We start from the raw sequence: 20482 nt of genomic DNA on the forward strand, positions 1-20482 counted from the left end.
CTTCAAGCTTGGACAACCACGGTATTGCGTTTGACATCGATGCCGGTTCAGCGGCGACCATACATGGGTCCAAAGTTCTGGCAGGCGCGAAAATCGGCTGATTCCAAATTGTCGGTACCGAACAGGTTCCAAGCACTCGGACGGAAAACTCGCTCCGGTTCAACGTTGTGCATGTAGACCGGGATCCGCAGAATCGACGCCAGCGTGATGAACAAATGCCCGACGTGCCCGGCGGTCATGACGCAGTGATTGGCCCCCCAGTGGTTCATCACTTCGTAGGTCGACGTGAACGCGCCCCGTTGGGTCAATCGCGGTGCAAACCACGTCGTCGGCCAAGTCGGGTTGGTCCGCTGATCCAGCTTGTCATGAACCGTGTCGGGAAGTTCCACCGTGCTGCCTTCGGCAATCTGCAGCGCCGGCCCCATTCCATCGACAAGATTGATGCGTGTCATGGTCGCCGGCATCCCGCCCTTGGTCTTGAACCGAGTGCTCATCCCGCCGCCCGGGAAGTATTCCGTCACCGAGGGATGCCAGGTGGTGACGTCCAGGCAATCGTTGACTTCGTCGTCGGTGATTTCCCAGAACGGCTTCATCGTCGGCCGCCCCTCGGCGTCGGTTTGTTGACCGGTACCATCCAAAGCGGCAGGCCCTGAATTGATCAGGTGCAACAATCCGTCTTGGGCTGCCCCGTCCAATTGGTAACCGTCGCAAGCGGCGGCCACCGCATCGGGGCTCCAGTAGGTTCGCAGGTCGGCAAAGATCTGGGCGGTGTTGGTCAGCAAATGGCCGAACAACATGGTTGCGGCATTCAAGGCATCGTTTTCGGTTGCCACGATGTAGGGCGTTCGTTTGCCGTTCCAATCAAACGATGAATTCAGGATCGCTTCCAGGAAATCGCCGTTGGGAAAGTGGTCGGTCCACTGACGCTGGCCTTGGAATCCGGCTGCGATGGCTTGGTGACCATGCGACTGTTCGCCCAATCCTTGATCGGCCAGCTTTGGGTTGCCCACCATCAGGTCTCGAGCAATCAGAGACATCTTCACGCTATCGGCCCATTCGCTATCCAACTGCTCGCGATTGCGTCGGGTTTCGGGCGTGTTGTAATCTTCGCCTTCGGGACATTTCTCTTTGACCCAAGCCAGAGCGCTTTCAAATTCCTGGGCGTCGTACTGTCCCTTTTGCATTCGACCGACGAACTCGGTCATGTCGATGTCTTCGACTCGCATGCCCAACCACTTTTCCCAGAACTCGTGGTTGACGACCGACCCGGCGATTCCCATCGATGTTCCGCCCATCGACAAGTAGGCTTTGCCACGCATCAGCGCCACGGCCAAGCCGCACTGTGCAAAGCCAAGGATTTTGTTGCGGACGTCGTCGGGCAATTCCGTGTCACCGGCCGACTGCACATCGCGACCATAGATTCCAAAAGCCGGAATGCCCTTTTGCGTGTGACCGGCCAGAACCGCCGCCAAATACACCGCACCGGGCCGCTCGGTTCCGTTGAAGCCAAAGACCGCTTTGGGACGCAACGGATCCATGTCCATCGTTTCCGATCCATAGCACCAACACGGCGTGACCGTCAAAGAAACGCCGACATTTTGTTGCTGGAAATACTGTTCACACGCGGCCGCCTCGCGAACGCCACCGATGCACGATTCGGCGACGACGCACCGGACCGGATCACCGGTGGGATAGTGAAGATTGGACGAGATAAGTTCGGCCACACTATTGGCCAAATTCATCGTTTGGTCTTCCAGCGATTCACGAACCCCGCCAAGCCGACCATCGATGGTGGGGCGGATGCCGATCGCGGGAAGCGGTTCTTGAAAGACGGTGGGGGATACTTGGCGAGACATGTCGAATCTGGGGATGGCGCAAAACCGTCACACACGGTGACTTCGGAAGTACCTGCCGGCGCAGGCCCGGGTCATGAATCACATGGTCGGCGGGCCAGGTCGGACGACGAGCCTAGATTCTACGACCGACCAAGCAATGGTGGGCTGCGACACGGCAGTAACAATCCACGACACCGTTGACCCGGCGTGGCGATTCCCATCACAAAGTGACAATTGGCCACACCTTGGATTTGCGTCAATCGAATACGACCGATCGGTGGTCCGCACAGGCTCGTCGCAAAACATTAATCCGATGGCGTAGTCCACTGTTGCTGCGTCCGCGCCGACCTAGCAGACTGAGAATCCCCTTCGTTCCCACCTATCGATGCGCCCGGACCGCTGCGACAGCGTTTCTGCGCCGCGGCGTATCGCCAAGGCAAACGATTCTTGGCATCCAACGCCTGCCCCCCTGCCCCAACGACGAAACCTGCCATGCCTTTGATTCGCACCAACTGGCTTGTCACCCTTCTGCTGATTAGCGTTTCATTCGACGCCGGATGGGCAAACGCAGCAGAGATCTTTGTCAGCCCCGACGGCAATGATTCCAACACCGGAGATTTATCTTCGCCGGTCGCCACACTGCAGCGAGCACAGGAATTGGTGCGAACCGTGGCCGGACAAGAAGGGGTGACGGTTCACGTGGCCAACGGGACCTACTATTTGACCGAAACACTTGTCTTCGGCCCCAAGGATTCAGGTTCAGCCGATCACCCGGTTCGCTACGTCGCACAGTCCGAACACGGGGCAATCATCAGCGGTGGCATCCGATTGGACTTGGATTGGCAAGCAGGCCACGACGGTATCTTTCATGCCGACACACCACCGGGATTGGTCATCGATCAGTTGTTTGTCGACGGTGTCAATCAACGCATGGCGCGGTACCCAAACTATGACGCGACAAAGAAAACGGCTGCATATCAGGGCTTTTCGGCCGATGCGTTTTCCACACAACGTGCGGAGGGTTGGAAAGATCCAACGGGCGCCTATATCCACGCCATGCATCGATCTCGTTGGGGTGGCTATCACTATCGAGTAACGGGGAAGAATGCCGACGGCGATGTCGTTTACGAAGGCGGTTGGCAAAACAACCGACCATCGGGCATGCACAAAGAATATCGGATGATCGAAAACGTCTTTGAGGAATTGGACGATCCCGGCGAATGGTATCACGATGCCGACCAACAGCGTTTGTACTTCATCCCCAGCGGCGACACGGACCTCTCATCAGCCACGGTCGAAGTGGTGCGACTGCGGCATTTGATTGAATTCACGGGCAACAAATACCAGCCGGTTCATGACATCACGCTTTCCGGATTTACCTTTCGCCATGCCGCCCGCACGTTCATGCAAACCAGGGAACCGCTGCTTCGCAGCGACTGGGCCATCTATCGTGGCGGCGCGATAACGTTGACCGGCACGGAATCGGTTCAGATCCTGGATTCGGAATTTGATCAAGTCGGCGGTAACGCGATCTTTGCGAATCACTACAACCGACAACTAGTGATTCGTGGCTGTCACATTCACGATACGGGTGCCAGTGGGGTTTGTTTTGTGGGTGACCCCGATGCTGTACGTGATCCGCTGTTTGGATATGGCCAAACCAACGACTTGGCCAAGATCGACCGTACTTCCGGCCCCAAAACAGACAACTATCCCGCTGACTGCGTGGTGGAAGACTGTTTGATTCACGGCATCGGTCGCGTGGAGCGTCAACCGGCCGGCGTACAAATCGCGATAGCCAGACGAATACGCGTTTCCGACTGTTCAATCTACGACTGTGCCCGAGCCGGCATTAACATCGGTGACGGTTGTTGGGGTGGACATCGAATCGAACGTTGCGATGTGTTCGACACGGTGCAAGAAACGCATGACCATGGATCCTTCAATTCTTGGGGCCGCGATCGCTATTGGCACAAAGACCGATCCGAGTCTCAAAAATTCGTCGACGCCGAGCCCGACCTGCCGTTCCTGGACGCAGTCGAAACAACCGTCATCTGTAACAGTCGCTGGCGGTGTGATCATGGCTGGGATATTGATCTGGACGATGGTTCATCCAACTACGACATCTACAACAACTTGATGCTGTCGGGCGGGTTGAAATTTCGCGAAGGCTTCTGGCGTCGCGCCCACAACAACATCGCCATCAACAATGGATTCCATCCACACGTCTGGTACAACGACAGCGGCGACGAGGTGTACGCGAACATCTTCATGGCCGCCCACCGCGGCGCGCGAACACCGACCCTTTCGGCTCGCGGCAAACGCATCGACGAAAATTTGTATTTCTCCCAAACGCCGACGATGAAGGATCGCTATCAATCATTCGGTTGGGATCTGAATTCCATCGTCGCCGACCCACAGTTTGTCGATCCGGCGTCCGGTGATTTCCGCGTCCAACCGGGATCGCCCGCCTTTTCAATCGGTTTTGAAAACTTTCCCATGGATCAGTTCGGTGTCAAAAAGGAATCGCTGAAACGAATCGCTCTGGCGCCCGAAATTCCTGATCTGCAAATCCGTGACAGCTTGGCGGCACCAAGATCCGATAGCCCCAAAGGCGCGCCGCGAGCGTTGCTGGTCGAGTGGCATGGAGCAAAGTTTCGCAAACTGATGGGGCAAGAGTTTTCCGCGTTCGGCGTTTCTGCGGAAGACGATTCGTGGCTGGTTTTGGCCGTGAATCCCGACAGTCCGGCAGCCACGGCCGGACTGATTCAAGACGACATTGTGCTGAAGGTCGATGGAGCGTCCGTTCCTGATCTCCAGGCATCCGTCCGGTCACCAGCGTGGAAACAACGCCGGCAACATCGCCTGGGAATCATTCGGCAACAACAGCCCTTGTCGTTGGTGCTGAAGAAACCCTGACTATCGTCCGATCCCACCCCTCTTCTTTCATTCCCGGGCCTTTAGATCCCAGGACAGACGATCATTTCGCATGAACACTCGATTCGTTTTCCTATCGACGTGCTGGTTCGTCGTCGGCATTTGCCTGAACATTTCAATGGCCGATCCGACGACACCACGTCCGAACGTGGTACTGATCCTGGTGGATGATTTGGGATGGCAAGACGTCGGATGCTATGACATTGATGATCCGTGCCCCTATGAAACGCCCAATATCGATCGGCTTGCGGACCGAGGCGTTCAGTTTTGGCAAGCCTATTCCCCCGCCCCAACCTGCGCCCCGTCACGCGCGGCGATTCTGTCGGGTCGGCACCCTGCAAGACTTCAAAAGACTCATGTCGTGGGCGGTGCCCCGCCGTCACCCCACACCAAGAATTCACCCCTGATTTCGCCGTGGTACAGCGGCCGGATGCGATTGAGTGAAATCACCATCGCCGAAGCCTTGCAATCCGCCGGCTATGCCACCGGCCACGTCGGAAAATGGCATGTCGCAATCAATCACAACTCGTTTCCACAGCCCGAAGACCAGGGATTCAAATACACACGATCGGAACGCGGCGTGACGCGGCCCCAACGTCCAAACCGTCTGGCCGATTTCGCAACGGATGATCCCGACGATCCGTACCGACTGGACGAAAATGGATTCCCCTATCACCAAAACTCGGTCGACGCGATTGAGTTCATCGACCAGGCCAAAGACCGCCCCTTTTTCTTGTACCAAGCGACATGGTTGGTCCATGCCCCCATTCACACGCGGGCGCAACACCTATTGGAAAAGTACTGTCGCAAAATGAACGTGCCCTATCCGACGGATCCGACCGTTTGGGATGTCCAGGGCCAGAACAATCCCTACTACGCGGCGATGGTCGAAATGCTGGACTACTACGTCGGTAAAACAGTGAACCATCTTTCGGCAATCGATGATCCGCGTCGACCGGGACACAAGCTGATCGAAAACACCTACATCATTTTCACTTCGGACAACGGTGGAATGGAACGCCATCCCGGTGAAGTCATTACCGACAACTATCCGCTGGACAAAGGAAAAATCAATGCCAAGGAAGGCGGTATTCGTGTGCCACTGATCATCTGCGGCCCCGGGATTCCAGCGGGAACGCAAACAGCGGCCATGGTCAACGGCCTCGATTTCTATCCGACGATTCTGTCTTGGACCGGCGTTGATCGCCCCGAATCCCAACAATTGGATGGAGCGGATCTGGCCCGGTTCCTTACATTGACCCCGCCTGATCCCGATGCCATCAAAGACGCCGACGGTCAACCGCGAGAACGTATGTTCTGGCATTTCCCGCATTCGTCGATGCAGTCCACGCTGCGTGTCGGCGGCTACAAATTGATAAGGAACTGGGAACCCTACCTACAGGGACGATCCGATTGCCTTGAACTGTATCGCCTGTACGATGACCAAGGAAATCGCGTCGACATCGAAGAATCGAACAACCTTGCGATTCAATTGCCGGAGATCGCCGAAGATCTGCACCAGCAGTTGGACCATCTATTGGAACAGCATGATGCTGATGCGCCGATGCTGAATGCCAAGTCGGCACGTAGACTTCCGAACCGACAACACATCCCCACCCCACTTCGACATGGAAGTAAGAATCAACAGGTCTGGGCCACGTTTCGTGAAAACGGCGCCAAGGTCGTTCACGCCGACCTGATCTACACCGACAATGGTGGCCATCGTGATGAAGAGTGGTACCGGATCGAAGCGAACATTGTCGGCAACCGCGTCGTTGCCGCGTTGCCAGAATCTGCGACGCACTATGTGTTTAACTTGATTGACGAAAACCACTTCTTGGTCAGCTATCCCGACGTCAAATACGCCTCGGATGCGTCGGGAAAATTTTCTGACACCGCCTTCGCCCGTGACGCCCCTTAATTGCAGATGCCCATGTTGCCGAACCGCCGACGCATCAACTGTTTATCAAAATGGGGCATGCTTTACCTCCTATGCAGCGTCAATGTCACCCTTGCAGACACGCTGCCGGCGGCCACCGGAGGACAGGCTCCCACAAGTTTCGAAGAACTCTGGGCCGACTTTGACCCGGAATCCGAACCGCTGGACGTCGAAGTCTTGCATTCGTGGGAACAAGACGGGATCGCATTAAAGGTCGTCCGATTTCGCGTGGGCGTCTTCAAAGGCCAGGAGTCCAGAATCGCTGCGGTGTACGGGGTTCCCAAACAGGGAACCAATCTGCCCGGTTTGGTTCAGATTCACGGCGGCGGACAATACGCCCATCATTTGCCCTGCCTGCTGAATGCAAAACGAGGGTACGCAACACTCTCGATTGCCTGGGCGGGACGGATTTCTACACCGGATTACCGGGTCGGTCCCGATGAAGTTCGACTTTTCTGGAACGGCGATGTCGATCACCCCGATTATCGACCGACCACCGACTGGGGCGCCGTTGACGGCTATCACGCCCCCACACGCAACCAAGGCAACAGCTTTCCGAACATTCGTCCGGATGAATGTACCATCGACCGTGTCGATTCGCCTCGCAACAGCGGATGGTTTTTATGTGCGATGGCGGCACGACGTGCGTTGACATTCCTGCAACAACAGGACCAGGTCGATCCCGATCGTCTGGGCGTCTATGGTCACTCCATGGGAGGCAAATTGACCGTGATGGTCGCCTCCGATCCTCGCGTCAAAGCGGCGGCACCCTCGTGCGGCGGCATCAGCGACCGCGACAATGATCACCCGATTTTCCGAGCAACACTTGGCGACGACGTCAGCTTGAAGCACATCGATTGTCCGATCATCTTTCTCAGCCCTGCGAACGATTTCCACGGCCGAATCGGTGATCTGCCCAAAGCAATCCAAGAGATTTCATCGGATCAGTGGCGTGTCACCTGTTCGCCACATCACAACCACCAGGACACGCCGCCATTCGAAGTTGCGTCGATGCTTTGGTTCGACCAGCACCTGCAGCATCGCTTTACGTGGCCGCAAACACCAACCACATCGCTAAGACTGAACACTGACCATGGCGATCCGGTCGTCCAAGTCGATGCCGACGATTCGTTACCCATACGATCGGTGGACGTCTACTACACGCGTCACGGTAAAGAAAACGAAACCTCGGCCGATCGCGACCACACCGTTCACCGTTACTGGTACCACGCATCCGCGGCGACCGATGGACAACAGTGGCACGCCGAGTTGCCGCTGCCATCGGATGACGGACCATTGTGGGTGTTCGCCAACGTCACCTACGACCTTCCCCATTCGGTCACAGGCGCAGGCTATTACTACCGCGAATACACAACGGACCGATTCAATGTTTCATCGTTGATGTTGTCGGTATCCAAAAGCCAGTTGGACCGCGCCGGTGTCCGCCCCAGCGTTCATCCCACCCAACTGCTTGAAGACTTTCGTGGCGATTGGCAAAAGCGTTGGTTTACCTATCAACCCGGCCACTGGGCCCGCCGCACCAACCAGGTCTATTCATCCACCTATCACGCGCCACCAAACGCCAGGTTGACTGTCGATGTACAAACCCAACGGCCCAACACGCTGGTCTTGGCGATCGACGAACATGCCGCATCCGTCGAACTTCAGGGGGCTAGCGGCTGGCAAACCGTGGTCGTCGATGTGAACGATTTTCGCGACTTGGCCGGTGATTCGCTGACCGATTGGCAGGGAATTCACCAGCTGACGCTGACCGACACCCTTCGTTTGAAGCCCTCGCGTGGTTCGGATCTAAAAAGCCGTACGATCGGCCAGCGATGGACCGGGCCCGATCCAAAATTTCGCGATCTGCGATGGATAGAGGTCGATCCCGATACGGACCATTCCGCGACGTCCGATTCGCCGTGAAAGTCATCTTCACTGGCAGTCGGTCAAGATTTTGCGACGCAGTACAGCGATTGATCGCTACGCAAATACAACCGTTGATCAGACACGGCGGGCGTCGCGTTGAAGTCGGATTCGTCGTCGGTGAAAACGTTTTGAGCCATCGGTTCAAACGAATCGCCGGGTTTATAAACAAGGGTGCCGCTGCGGCGTGTGACCACATAAATCAGATCACCGATCAGAACGGGCGATGCATAGACGGGGCGGCCGCTTTTCAAGTTTCCCACGCGTTCACGGTAAATCACTTCACCATCGTCGGCCGATGTGCAATACGCAATGCCGCGATCATCGATCCAGTAAAACCGCCCCTGATGCAACAGCGGTGTCGCGACATAGGAACTGGAACGGTTGGTCCATAACACCTTGGAATCCGTCACGTCGTCCTTTCCACCGGCGGCAACCGCGATGCTTCCCGACGCACGATACCCACCGAAACTGAAAACCGTTTCGCCATCAACGATCACCGACGGCGAAACGTTTCCCGTCATCGGAGACTGCGCGTACCATTTCAGCTTTCCGGTGACCGGGTTCATTGACCAAATCTCTCCTGGAACACTGATCACCAATTCACTCTCACCGCTATCCAAATGGACGATTCGTGGTGTCCCGTAGGTCAGTTCCAGCATGCCGGCTTCCTGACGCCAGTTTTCTTTGCCCGTGGCTTTGTCCAGCGAAATAATCGACACCGCTTCCTCTGCCGCGTTCACGATCACGCTGTCTTCAAACAGGATCAAGCTGGCCGCGGATCCCCATTGCCGATTGCTGGATTCTTTTCCGACATCGACACTCCAGTTTCGTTTTCCATCCAGCGTGACTGAATGCACGCCGCCTTTGCCAAAGAAAACGTACACGTTGGTTCCGTCGGTCACCGGTGTGTTGCTGGCGTATCCATGTTCGGTGATGTATCCCTGATACGGGTCTTCGCGATAGTCGATCGGGAAATCCAACGACCAATTCTGCCGTCCGGTCGTTTTGTCGAAAGCCAGGAGTTGACGTTTGGAAGCGTCCTGCTGTGACACATAACAGGACACCAAGACTTGATCGCCGACGACGATCGGGCTGGACGATCCGATGCCGGGTAGATCGACCTTCCATTTCAGATTCTGGGACTCGCTCCACTCACTGGGCACGGTGTCACTGCTGCGTGCTGCCCCACCGGGCCCCAAGAACTCTGGCCAGTCGTCCGAGAGCGCCGACAGCGACCAAGTGGCGAAGATGGCCAGAACAAGAGCGAATCGATTCATCATGATTCCGAACAGAATGCGTGTGGTGAAAGGCATGCCCGAGGACCAACCACGGACGACGAAAGATTCAAGATGACAATGACGGGGGCGTCGCGATTTCTTTGAACTTTGCGATGGCGCGGACCCACATCATTCGAGCCGTCCCGGACTTCACGTTCATGCGTTGTCCGATTTCTTCGAAAGACATTCCTTGCAGGTTTCGATAAACAATGACATCACGATAGTTGTCCTTAAGCTTTCCAAGTTGCCTGGATAGATCGTCCGCCAATTCTTGTTTCTGCATGACTTCGCTGGGTGACGCCGCACGATCCGTTGCGATATGCGACAACCGCATCACACTGTCGCTCGATCTTGTGGCCAATGCCTCCAAGGACACTTCGCGACGCACATCCCGTTTCTGTGCAAACACGTTCTTTTCAACCGCGTGGTTCAGACAGTGATTCAAGATCTGTCGCAACCACGCCAACAATTCGCCTTCGGTGGTCCCACGAAAACGATGAAAGTCGCGGTGCGCGGCCAACATAGTCTCCTGGACCAAATCCGAATCGCTGACCCGCCGCCGTAAACGTCCGTGCAGCTGAGCCGATGCTTGGACCGACAAGAAGTGCTGATACCGCTGCAGTAACTGACCCAGTATTGGGATGTTCCCCTGACGGGCCTGGGCGATCCTTTGGCCAACGGCATCGGAACGGGCGGATGATTCGGCATCGTTGCTAGGCAGACAGCGCATCGGAGAAGACCAAAAAGCGGCGGATCGATGGAACAGTTTGGTGTGGAATTCCATGCGACGTTTCACCGGCGACCGGGCCAAGTTTTCTGAACTCGGAGGCCCCCGGGAACCCCGCCCGCAATGAAAAGTTTCGCTATCTAAGGCCGATTTTCCCGCCCAAGCGTGACATTTTGTCGCTCATGTCGCACCTAAAGGTTGAGCAATGAAGCACCCAAGTCGTTGCCGAACCACCGCTTTTTTGAGCCTCCTCTGCTCTTCCCTCCACTCCGCAAAGGTGCCGCAATGTCAGACCTTTGGAATCGCTGGATCCGCCGTCTCCGTCCAAACACAAAAGTCCCACGTCGACGTAAGACGCGACGCCGAAGGATACGCAGCGAAGCGCTGGAATCTCGGCGTCTTCTGGCCGCCAATCTGTTCCACAACGAAGCCATCCCCGAGGACGTCAATGAGGACGGACAAGTCACGGCGATCGACGCGTTGACCATCATCAACCAAATGAATCGGCGACAGTCCAATGCCGATGCCGACGACGAACCTCGGGGTCGTGGGCGAATGACCGATGTGAATAACGATGGCCGCGACACGGCTCACGACGCACTGCTGGTAATCAATCGTTTGAATCGCGAGCGCAACCCATCGCGACCCGACAGGAACGATCAAGCTCCCGTCACTGACCCGCCGACTGAAACGCCGGACGAAGATCCATCAACGACCACAGAGGTCCAGTCGATCGACGGGACCGGAAACAATCTAGAAAACCCTGAACTGGGGGCTGCGGACACGGAACTGCTTCGGGTTTCCGAAGCCGATTATGCCGATGGAATTTCACAGCCCGCCGGTGAGGACCGTCCGAGCGCACGCGAAGTTAGTAACACGCTTTCAGCCGCGGATCCCGAAGGCACCACCAGCGATCGTGATCTCAGTTCCTTTGTCTTCGCCTGGGGACAATTCTTAGATCATGACATTGATCTGTCACTGGAACCGGAGACCGATGGCACCGCCTTCGACATCCAAGTGCCCACGGGCGATCCCCTGTTTGATCCGCTCGGCACTGGTGAAGCAACGATACACCTGACCCGATCCGAATTTGCCGATGGCACGGGAACGTCCACCGACAACCCGGCCGAACAAGTGAACGCGATCACCGCGTGGATTGATGGTTCACAAATCTATGGCAGCGATCAAACAACGGCCGATTCCTTACGTGAATTCGTCGGCGGGCGACTGTTGATGACCGACGATGGTTTGCTGCCCAGTGATGAAAACGGCGGCATTTTGGCGGGAGACATTCGCGCCGCGGAAAACATCGTGCTGACATCAATGCATGCCCTGTTTGTCCGGGAACACAACCGATTGGCCGACGAAATTGCCGCCAGCGATCCGACGTTGACCGATGAACAAATCTATCAAGAAGCACGGGCGACGGTGATCGCTGAACTTCAATCGATCACCTTCAACGAGTTTCTGCCCGCATTGCTGGGCAACGATGCGGTTGATCCATACGTCGGATACAACGCCGATGTCGACCCGTCCATTGCCAATGAATTCTCCACCGCGGCTTTTCGATTCGGGCACAGCACACTGAACGACACGTTCCGCATGGTCGGCGATGACGGAAGTGATATTGACGAAGCGATATCCTTGGCCGATGCATTTTTCCAACCCGGCGTGCTGGAAGAAACGGGTATCGAACCTTTGTTGAAATATGCTTCGTCGACACTTTCACAAGAAGTCGATCTTGAAGTGGTCGACAGCCTTCGAAACTTCTTGTTCGGCCCACCCGGTGCCGGCGGTCTGGACCTGGTGTCGCTGAACATTCAGCGTGGCCGCGATCATGGGCTCGCCGACTACAACTCCGTTCGCCAAGCGTATGGTTTGGAACCGGTCGACACGTTCGATACGATCACCAGCGACAGCGATCTGGCAGCGGATCTGGAATCACTTTACGGCAGCGTCGACAACATCGACCTGTGGGTTGGCTTGTTGGCCGAAGACGCCACCGATGACGGATCACTGGGCGAAACGGCGACGACCATCATCGCTGACCAATTCGAACGGCTGCGTGACGGTGATCGTTTCTGGTACCAGAACACGCTTTCCGGAAGCGAACTGCGAGAAATCGAAAACACAACGCTGGCGGATATCATCGAACGAAACACGGAACTGACGACGTTACAGGACAACGTGTTCTTCTTTGCACCGGAGATCAGCGGCACCGTGATCGCGGAATCCACTGGTCGCGATGTGACCTCGCAATCCACCGATCCGCTGCAAGCCGTTGTCGATGAATCCGAACCGATCAGCGAAGCGGACCTGGACCTGCTGGCCCGTGACCAGGGCAATCAGCGGCGGCAGGACGACGAACGAAACGATCGTCGGAAAGAACCCGGCGACGATCTGAATCCGATGGCGGGTGCAACGTTGCAGTTGCTCGATAGCGATGGAAACGTTGTGGACATCGCGATCACCGACGACAGAGGCAACTACAGCTTTGCGGAGATTGACCAATCGGGAACCTACACCATCCAGATGCTGTCATCCGATCTGTACAGCGTGATCGGAAATGAAACGATTCAGGTTCAGGTCACCGACGGCGACGTCGATATCCGCGGCATGGATTTTCGTGTCGTTGTCTGACCATTACGAAAAAGATTGGCCGCGCGAGCTTTGCCCAGCGGCCTTGCTGGACGGAAACCAATCACAGCAGATCCGATGCAACCTTTCGCATCTTTAGCACCTCCGATTGCAACGCCGATGGCGATCCCGTGATCGCCATGCTGGCTTCTTCGTGCAGCACCAATGCCTCCACCAAATCGAACCAGGGTGATACGGAAGGACGATCCGGTTGATTCTGGTAGAGTCTCAGGATCCTTCGCAAAGCCTTTTCGGATTGCTGCAGCGTCTGGATTGCCTGCGTTGAATCGCCGAGGTGGTGATAGGCCAACGCCAACGGTGCGTGCACGATGAAGTGTGCCGGCCATTGTTGATCGTCCTTGGCTTCGTTCAGCAAATCGACAGCCAACGAAAACTGGCCCGCCCGCATTTCGGCAATCCCGGTGGTGTACCGACAAACGGTCAGCGGCGTATCGTCGCCAAGCGGCATCCGGCCGAATTCGTCTCTCGGTCGTTCAGGACCAGGAACCGGGAAAGGGCCTCGCAACTCCGGCGGAATCGGAAACTCCAATTCCAGCAACCATCGCTCGGCAAGGTTGGCCAGCTTGTCAGGATCTTCAATCACACTGGATTCGGGACGCACCAACAAACCACGAAGCGTTAACCAGTCCGACAGCGAGTTCTTTGTCAGCCGCTGTAAATTCTGCTGGGCCAAACGTTCGAAAGCATCCTCGTTTCCGACCAGGCAAAACAAGGCAAGCGTTCCCCACCACTGCGGTTGATTGGTCGCCGCACCGGTGTCCATCGCCACCCGGTAATCTTTTGCCGCCTCAGGCCACAACCGCAAACGCGTGTATAGCTGGGCCCGTTGGATGCGCGGAAAATAGTAACTCGGCTGCATCGCCACGGCGGCGTCGAAATCGTCCACCGCCTCCTGCCAGCGTCCCGCATCGACGTGAGACTGACCGCTGGCAACCAGTTCGTTGGATCGAATCAAGTCGTCTGCAAACTGTTCCACCTGTTGCTTCGCTTGAATCGCTTCGACCTTTGCCTGCATGGCGTCACGCAAAGCCACGTCCTTGGCGTTGCGTTCATCGATTGCCCGAGACATCTGCCACAAGCTGGCCGCCGTCCCCAGGATCATCGATGCGGCCACCAATCCCACGGTGACAATGGCCACACGATTGCGACTGGCGAATTTTCGAAAGCGGTACATCGTGCTGGGTGGCCGTGCCTGGACCGATTCGCCACGCAGGTACCTGCGCACGTCTTCGGCAAACGATGACGCGGTGTCGTACCTTCGGGCACGGTCTTTCTCCAAGGCCATCATGACGATCCAATCCAGATCACCACGCAGGGTCGATGCCAACCGCTGTGGATCAACCCGTCGTTGATCGGCGATCGTCGTCATCGTGCGATTCATCGTAGAAAGACGCGTGCTGGGCCGCGGCGGCTCTTCTTCGCGAATGATGCGGCGCATTTCGTCCAAGCCGGCGGATTCCATTCGTCCACGATCAAACGGCGTTGCCCCGGCCAACAATTCGTACAACAAAACGCCTAGTGAATAGATGTCGCTGCGGGTATCGACATCCAACCCGCTCATCTCGGCTTGCTCGGGACTCATGTACAACGGTGTTCCGATCATCGAAAAGAACCGCGTGTACACGGTCTTGTCAGTCAATCGTTGGCCGATCGCTTTGGCGACCCCGAAGTCGATCACTTTGGCAATCGGCCGGCCGTCGTGCAACGTCACCATGACATTGGACGGCTTGATGTCGCGATGAATCACCCCTTTTTGATGCGCGTGATGCACCGCCATGCAGACATCGACCATCAGATTCAACCGATCACGCACGGTCAAATGTTGTTTGTCACAGAAATCCGTGATGGGCAATCCCCGTACCAGTTCCATCACGAAATAGGGTCGATGATCGGAGGTCACCCCGGCATCGAACACTTGTGCGATGTTCGGATGATTCATCATCGCGACCGCTTGCCGTTCCGCTTCGAAACGCGCGATGACTTCTTTGGATCCAACCCCTGGTTTGACAATCTTCAACGCCACGCGTCGTCGAACCGGTTGATCCTGCTGGGCAACAAAGACAAGACCGAAACCGCCTTCCCCAATTTGCTCCATCAATTTGTAGGGACCGATTTGCATGCCGATATGCTCGACGTGCTGCACGATGGTTTCGGTGTTGAATACGGGACGTTGTTGATCCGCACCGATCGGGTGATCTAACAGTTCTGCTGGATTTTCATGAGCCTGCAACAGGGCTTCGACGTTGCGACGCAGCTGTGCATCGCCGCCGCAGGCGGAATCCAGATATGCGCTGCGATCGGCGGGATCTTCTTCCTCAATCGCCTGCAGAAAAACGGATCGCTCGGTGGGTTTCGACATCAGATGATTGATCGACAGGTAAAACAATTCTGCCCCGAAACCGATGGCGGCAAGGCATCGGCCGAAGAGCCTACCAAAACGGTTCGCGAGCTGTTCGATGCCATGCCACAACGCCACGTTCGTTTGCGGGCGAATCCTTTGAGGGTCGCCTTATTCGGCTTCCGCGTTGTCATCTTCGGCGTCCAGATCTTCGTCATCGCGGGGCGGCGGCGGACCATCGCCTTGCGGCGGCTGACCCGGCGGATGCGGGGGACGATAGTTCTTCAACGACAGTTCCTGTTCATCGGTCAATATCGCAGCGAGCCGTCGATCCACTTCCGCTTGCAACAACTTCAACTGGCGGCTTTGCCTCGGATTCAAATCAAGCGAATCGGCAGCATCTTCCGAAACCACTTCGCCCGGCTTGGATGCCGGTCCGGGCGGCATCACGGGCCCATCGGCACCTGGTCGGTCTGGTCGCATTCCTTCGGGTGGCATGTTCGGCGGTCGTCCTGCCGCACCACCCATCGCAAAGGGATTGCTGCGACTCCGCATCGTTCGATTCAGTTCTGATTTTGTCAGGCATCCATCACGATTCAAATCCGCCTGATCGAACAACAAAATCAACACCTCGATCGACGGCTGTGAACGCATCTCCATTGGCCCACCGTTTTGGAACCCAGGTCCTCCCATCCCGGGAGGCCCACCGCGTCCCGGCGGCTGCGCAGATGCGACGATAGGGAACACCAGAAGACCAGAAATCGCAAAGACTTTCAGATGGCGTTTCAATGGTCGATTCCTTGTAGATGCGACAAAGGGGGGCAGCATTTCGAAAGACGATGAGTCGTGCCACCAATGCAATGCGCCGAGTTTCTTCGACAGGGGCCACGCATTCTGGGAATTTTTTATTGATCGTCAGAAAAGCGAAAAACGATCTGTATTCGAATCTTTTGCGTGTGTTTTTGAGCAAGAATTCGATACTTAACACCGACACGCATAATGCCGCCCGACCGCGCGGTACTTCATTATGCTGACAGGAACTCAAGATTGAATCGATGAACATTTCTAACAACAGTTCGCCGTTGACTTCTCAGTCCTCCGCTGCAAGCATGCGTTCGGGTGGACCGCCGCCAGGGGGAAAGCAAGCGATGTCCGATGCGTTGCAATCCGTCGGCGTTGACCAGTCAACGGCGTCCGATGTGCTGCAACAAATCGATGACGCGATCTCCGAAATTCAATCAGGCCAATCGTCAGGCCGAGCCGATCGGCAAGCCGTTCAAACCGCCATCGACGAAGTCTTGGAATCCAACGGAATCGATTCGTCCAAAGTCGAAGAAGCCATCCGCGCCAACGGCCCATCCGCTGCATCGGGAACCCGACAGGCGTCCGGGGCCGGTCGTCCCAACGGGCCGCCTCCCCCGCCGCCATCCGGCGATGAAGATAGCGAGACCGGATCATTGGAATCCGCCTTGCTGGCCGCCGGTGTCGATGAGTCGTCGACCGACCAACTGATCGGCCAGATCTTAAACACCCTTGATGAGTTGGCGTCGGAATCCACCGAAGCGGCATCGCCGGATGAGATTCGATCGGCGTTGACCAACGTGCTGCAGGAAAACGGTGTGGATGTGGACGCATTCCAGCGGGCGATCGCCGACGGCGGCGATCCCAGCGGTCTGTTCATGGACCGTTTGGCTTGACCGGACACCCGCGATACGCCACTCGCATGCTTGAACGTGGTCGCCGCGAACTGCGGCGGCCCGGACATTCGGGCATGCCCTTTTCAGGTCGACGCCTACGTCTGTGGATGTACAGGCACCGCCAACTATGAAACAATGAACCGCGCATCGTCCTTTGACAGGCCATCTCAACGACACTAGATCACTTCCGCTGACCGACTTCGTGACGGCGGCTTCAGCACATGAACCCGGACATCACGCGAATTCTTTCAGCGATTGAAAACGGCGATACCAAAGCCGCAGATGATCTATTGCCGGTCGTCTATGACGAATTGCGTCGTCTGGCCGCCAGCCGAATGAATCAGGAGAAGCCCGGGCACACGTTGCAACCCACGGCTTTGGTGCACGAAGCATTCCTGCGTCTGGTCGGTGGCAGCCGCCCCCAACAATGGGACGGGCGCGGACACTTCTTCGCCGCGGCCGCCGAAGCGATGCGACGAATCCTTATCGAAAACGCGCGTCGCAAGAGTCGTGACAAGCGTGGTGGAGATTGGGTGCGCCAAGAAATGGATGACGGGCTGGTGGCGGTGGCCCCAGACAATATTGACGACCTGCTAAGTCTGGATGATGCACTGACCAAACTGGCCGACGAAGATCCCGAGCTGGCAAAGTTGGTGGAACTACGCTACTTCACAGGAATGACCATCGAAGAAACAGCGGAGATCCTGGGCGTGTCTCCTCGGACCACCAAGCGCAATTGGGCATACGCGCGTGCTTGGTTGCAGCGAGAAATGGATCGGTAGCGCGCACCTGGACGGCTATCGTCCGTTTATCTTCTGGGCCTTTGCTTTCAAGTGCTTCTGAAAGAAACGATCCGCGTCGTTCAACATCGTATCGAACCAACGCTGCGTGCCCACAAACGCATGCGGCGCATCTGCAATGACGGTCAGCCCGGTATCAATCCCCAATTCATCCATGCGTTTGCGAAAGCGATCCGCGTGGGTGCTGGGATCATCCAATTCCCCCGTCACAAACCAACACGGTGGGTCGCCGTCATCCAAATGAAACAACGGTGATGCCAACTGGTAATTGGACTCATTTTGATCCAAAGAACCGCCCAAGAATTGCCGCCAGATTTGACCCCGATTCGCATTGGCGGACACGGTGCGAGTCCGCTCCGATGTCAAATCCGTTTGGGCCCCCATGGGTATCGCCGCCTGAATCGCACTGCTGAATTGAGGATTGCCGCCGCTTCCTTCTAACCGTTTCACGCTCGCGGCAGTCGCCAGCAGCGCAGTCAGATGTCCGCCGGCCGAAAGTCCCATCGCGCCGATGTGATCAGGATCAATCCCATATTCTTTGGCATGGGCACGCAAGAAACGCACCGCCGCTTTGCAATCATGAATTGCTGCGGGAAAGGAAGCTTCGCCGCTAAGTCGATAAGAAATCGTCGCCGTCACGTATCCACGCAAAGCAAGTGATTGCGCCATGGCCCGATGACTAGATCGGTTTCCTTTGTACCACCCGCCCCCGTGAATGCAGACGACCGCGGGCAATGGCCCCCAAGCAGACTTTGGTCGATAGATATCCATCGCCAACTGTCGATCATCGTATTGCGCATACACCACGTCCGTCTCGGCATTCAAACGATCCAACTGATCCGCCGTGACCAGTGTCCGTCCATCGGCTTGATCAGGAACAACAACGCCCGCCGGCCGCGCATCGCGTCGCATTTCCTCTTGGAACAAAATCGCCATCCCTCGCAACTTTCGTAGGATTTCTCCGTTGCGCACCGGCTTCGTTTCGCCAGGATCTTTCGCCAAGTCGTACAAGGTCAAACTTGGATTCAGCACAAGTTTCCAATTTCGCCACCGCACCGCAGCTAGAGCACCTTGGCTGCCATGATAGAAAAACGCGTCAAAGTATTCGTTGCGATTGATCAATGGTTCCCATTCCCCGGGTGGTTCGAAGCGACGCCGCAATGGAACCATCGCGTTCAAGGACATCTTCATTCCTGGGGGCGGCACAAATTTTGTTTCTCCGATCAGCAACGGAGTCAAATCGCGTCCATCAATCACGCGATCCGTTGGAACCGTCACTCCGGCAAAGGTTGCCAGCGTCGGGTACCAATCCATCGCTCGAGTCACGGCACCAGAGACCAATGACTTGGTGATCCCGACCCCCGGCCCCCAAGCGATCGCGGGAACTCGAATCCCACCTTCGTAAGTGGACAACTTCCGGCCCTGGATTTTTTGGTCAGGCGTGCGACCGGGGCCTCGCCCATTGTCCGACGCGTAAACGATCAGCGTGTTGTCGTCGATGTCCAGGCTTTTAAGTTCATCGACAATCCGTCCAACATGAAAATCCATCTCCTGGATCGCATCCCCATAATCGCCCCAGTGCGAGGTGCCCTTGAACTCCGGCCCCACTCCCAACGGGTTGTGCAACATCGTGTGGGATAAGTAAACAAAGAACGGCCCGTCACGGTGATCCCTGATGAACTTGATCGTCTCGTCGGTATAAAGCCGCGTCAGTTCCGACGGATCCGCCGGTCGTTTGACGACTTGATCTCCCCGCATCAATGGCACACCGCCCTGTTCGTCAAAATAGACGACCTCCACCGGATCCAAGTTATGCAACAAGCCGTAATAGTGATCGAAGCCTTGTTGAAGCGGTAAGAATGGTGAATGAAAACCCAAGTGCCATTTGCCGACGCATGCCGTGGCATAGCCCGCCGATTTTAATAATTCCGCCAGAGTCAATTCATTGGGGTGAATACCGGTATTCGAATCGGCACGATGAACCCAGATGTGGTTCCCAACGCGTCGCGGATAACATCCTGTTAACAAACCCGCTCTTGATGGACTGCAGATCGGTGCCGCGGCATAGTAGTCCGTCAGCCGCACACCTTGTTCCGCCAAGGCATCGATTCGAGGTGTCTGGACCTCCGTTGCGCCATAGCAACCGAGATCGTAATAACCTTGGTCATCGACAAAGATGAATACGATGTTCGGCTTTTCGGCACCCACACAATCGCGTGGGACATTCACCGATCCAAGCAAAACCACCAAAACCGCGAACGGAACGAACAAATGACGGCCCACGCTTGACCTCCAGGTACGGCGAATCGAAACACGATGGTGGAACAATTCTAGCAGCATCGATT

At 56.3% G+C, this 20482-nt stretch carries 12 protein-coding genes; 6 read left to right on the plus strand and 6 right to left on the minus strand.

Annotation, left to right across the window (positions count from 1 at the left end; translation table 11 throughout):
• Nucleotides 1–47: 47 nt before the first annotated feature.
• Entirely contained in the window at nt 48–1856 is a 1809-nt protein-coding gene (locus Mal65_RS24725) for an L-fucose isomerase (RefSeq protein WP_145303995.1), read from the minus strand.
• Nucleotides 1857–2327: 471 nt separating this feature from the next.
• On the opposite strand from Mal65_RS24725, the gene Mal65_RS24730 reads away from it, so the two are divergent.
• The 3 genes from Mal65_RS24730 (at nt 2328) to Mal65_RS24740 (ending at nt 8637) form a co-directional block, all read left to right on the plus strand.
• Nucleotides 2328–4754, plus strand: coding sequence for a PDZ domain-containing protein (locus Mal65_RS24730; protein ID WP_145303997.1), 2427 nt, complete (start codon nt 2328–2330; stop codon nt 4752–4754).
• A 70-nt stretch (nt 4755–4824) separates the two neighbouring features.
• The gene (locus Mal65_RS24735) at nt 4825–6693 is read left to right on the plus strand and encodes a sulfatase (RefSeq protein WP_145303999.1); all 1869 of its coding nucleotides are present in this window, start codon (nt 4825–4827) and stop codon (nt 6691–6693) included.
• A 57-nt stretch (nt 6694–6750) separates the two neighbouring features.
• Entirely contained in the window at nt 6751–8637 is a 1887-nt protein-coding gene (locus tag Mal65_RS24740) for a dienelactone hydrolase family protein (RefSeq protein ID WP_145304001.1), read from the plus strand.
• A gap of 23 nt (nt 8638–8660) precedes the next feature.
• On the opposite strand, the gene Mal65_RS24745 is transcribed toward Mal65_RS24740, so the two are convergent.
• Both Mal65_RS24745 and Mal65_RS24750 read right to left on the minus strand, forming a co-directional pair.
• Nucleotides 8661–9917, minus strand: a complete 1257-nt coding sequence (locus tag Mal65_RS24745) for a BamB-related PQQ repeat family beta-propellar protein (RefSeq protein ID WP_145305185.1) — start codon at nt 9915–9917, stop codon at nt 8661–8663.
• A gap of 67 nt (nt 9918–9984) precedes the next feature.
• Entirely contained in the window at nt 9985–10647 is a 663-nt protein-coding gene (locus Mal65_RS24750) for a sigma-70 family RNA polymerase sigma factor (RefSeq protein WP_145304002.1), read from the minus strand.
• Nucleotides 10648–10929: 282 nt separating this feature from the next.
• Between Mal65_RS24750 and Mal65_RS24755 the strand changes: the two genes are divergently transcribed.
• Nucleotides 10930–13284, plus strand: coding sequence for a peroxidase family protein (locus tag Mal65_RS24755; RefSeq protein ID WP_145304004.1), 2355 nt, complete (start codon nt 10930–10932; stop codon nt 13282–13284).
• Between the two features lie 61 nt (nt 13285–13345).
• Here Mal65_RS24755 and Mal65_RS24760 read toward each other — a convergent pair whose 3' ends face one another.
• A complete protein-coding gene (locus Mal65_RS24760; RefSeq protein ID WP_145304006.1) occupies nt 13346–15661 on the minus strand; it encodes a serine/threonine protein kinase in 2316 nt (771 codons plus the stop codon).
• A 150-nt stretch (nt 15662–15811) separates the two neighbouring features.
• Entirely contained in the window at nt 15812–16300 is a 489-nt protein-coding gene (locus Mal65_RS24765) for an EF-hand domain-containing protein (RefSeq protein WP_145304008.1), read from the minus strand.
• A gap of 395 nt (nt 16301–16695) precedes the next feature.
• Here Mal65_RS24765 and Mal65_RS24770 point away from each other — a divergent pair, with 395 nt between their 5' ends.
• Entirely contained in the window at nt 16696–17337 is a 642-nt protein-coding gene (locus Mal65_RS24770; RefSeq protein ID WP_145304010.1) for a hypothetical protein, read from the plus strand.
• Nucleotides 17338–17558: 221 nt separating this feature from the next.
• Complete coding sequence (locus Mal65_RS24775) at nt 17559–18119, plus strand: ECF-type sigma factor (protein ID WP_145304012.1); 561 nt, start codon at nt 17559–17561, stop codon at nt 18117–18119.
• Nucleotides 18120–18134: 15 nt separating this feature from the next.
• On the opposite strand, the gene Mal65_RS24780 is transcribed toward Mal65_RS24775, so the two are convergent.
• Complete coding sequence (locus Mal65_RS24780; protein WP_231131244.1) at nt 18135–20366, minus strand: sulfatase-like hydrolase/transferase; 2232 nt, start codon at nt 20364–20366, stop codon at nt 18135–18137.
• Nucleotides 20367–20482: the final 116 nt, after the last annotated feature.

It is taken from the genome of Crateriforma conspicua, assembly GCF_007752935.1.
GTDB classification, from domain to species: Bacteria; Planctomycetota; Planctomycetia; order Pirellulales; family Pirellulaceae; genus Crateriforma; species Crateriforma conspicua.

Bases quoted from the DNA above. Each gene is read 5' to 3' on its own strand.
- Mal65_RS24750 (WP_145304002.1), bottom strand. From the start codon at position 10,647: ATGCGCTGTCTGCCTAGCAACGATGCCGAATCATCCGCCCGTTCCGAT.
- Mal65_RS24735 (WP_145303999.1), top strand. From the start codon at position 4,825: ATGAACACTCGATTCGTTTTCCTATCGACGTGCTGGTTCGTCGTCGGC.
- Mal65_RS24765 (WP_145304008.1), bottom strand. From the start codon at position 16,300: ATGGAGATGCGTTCACAGCCGTCGATCGAGGTGTTGATTTTGTTGTTC.
- Mal65_RS24725 (WP_145303995.1), bottom strand. From the start codon at position 1,856: ATGTCTCGCCAAGTATCCCCCACCGTCTTTCAAGAACCGCTTCCCGCG.
- Mal65_RS24740 (WP_145304001.1), top strand. From the start codon at position 6,751: ATGCTTTACCTCCTATGCAGCGTCAATGTCACCCTTGCAGACACGCTG.
- Mal65_RS24745 (WP_145305185.1), bottom strand. From the start codon at position 9,917: ATGAATCGATTCGCTCTTGTTCTGGCCATCTTCGCCACTTGGTCGCTG.
- Mal65_RS24775 (WP_145304012.1), top strand. From the start codon at position 17,559: ATGAACCCGGACATCACGCGAATTCTTTCAGCGATTGAAAACGGCGAT.
- Mal65_RS24770 (WP_145304010.1), top strand. From the start codon at position 16,696: ATGAACATTTCTAACAACAGTTCGCCGTTGACTTCTCAGTCCTCCGCT.
- Mal65_RS24760 (WP_145304006.1), bottom strand. From the start codon at position 15,661: ATGTCGAAACCCACCGAGCGATCCGTTTTTCTGCAGGCGATTGAGGAA.
- Mal65_RS24730 (WP_145303997.1), top strand. From the start codon at position 2,328: ATGCCTTTGATTCGCACCAACTGGCTTGTCACCCTTCTGCTGATTAGC.
- Mal65_RS24755 (WP_145304004.1), top strand. From the start codon at position 10,930: ATGTCAGACCTTTGGAATCGCTGGATCCGCCGTCTCCGTCCAAACACA.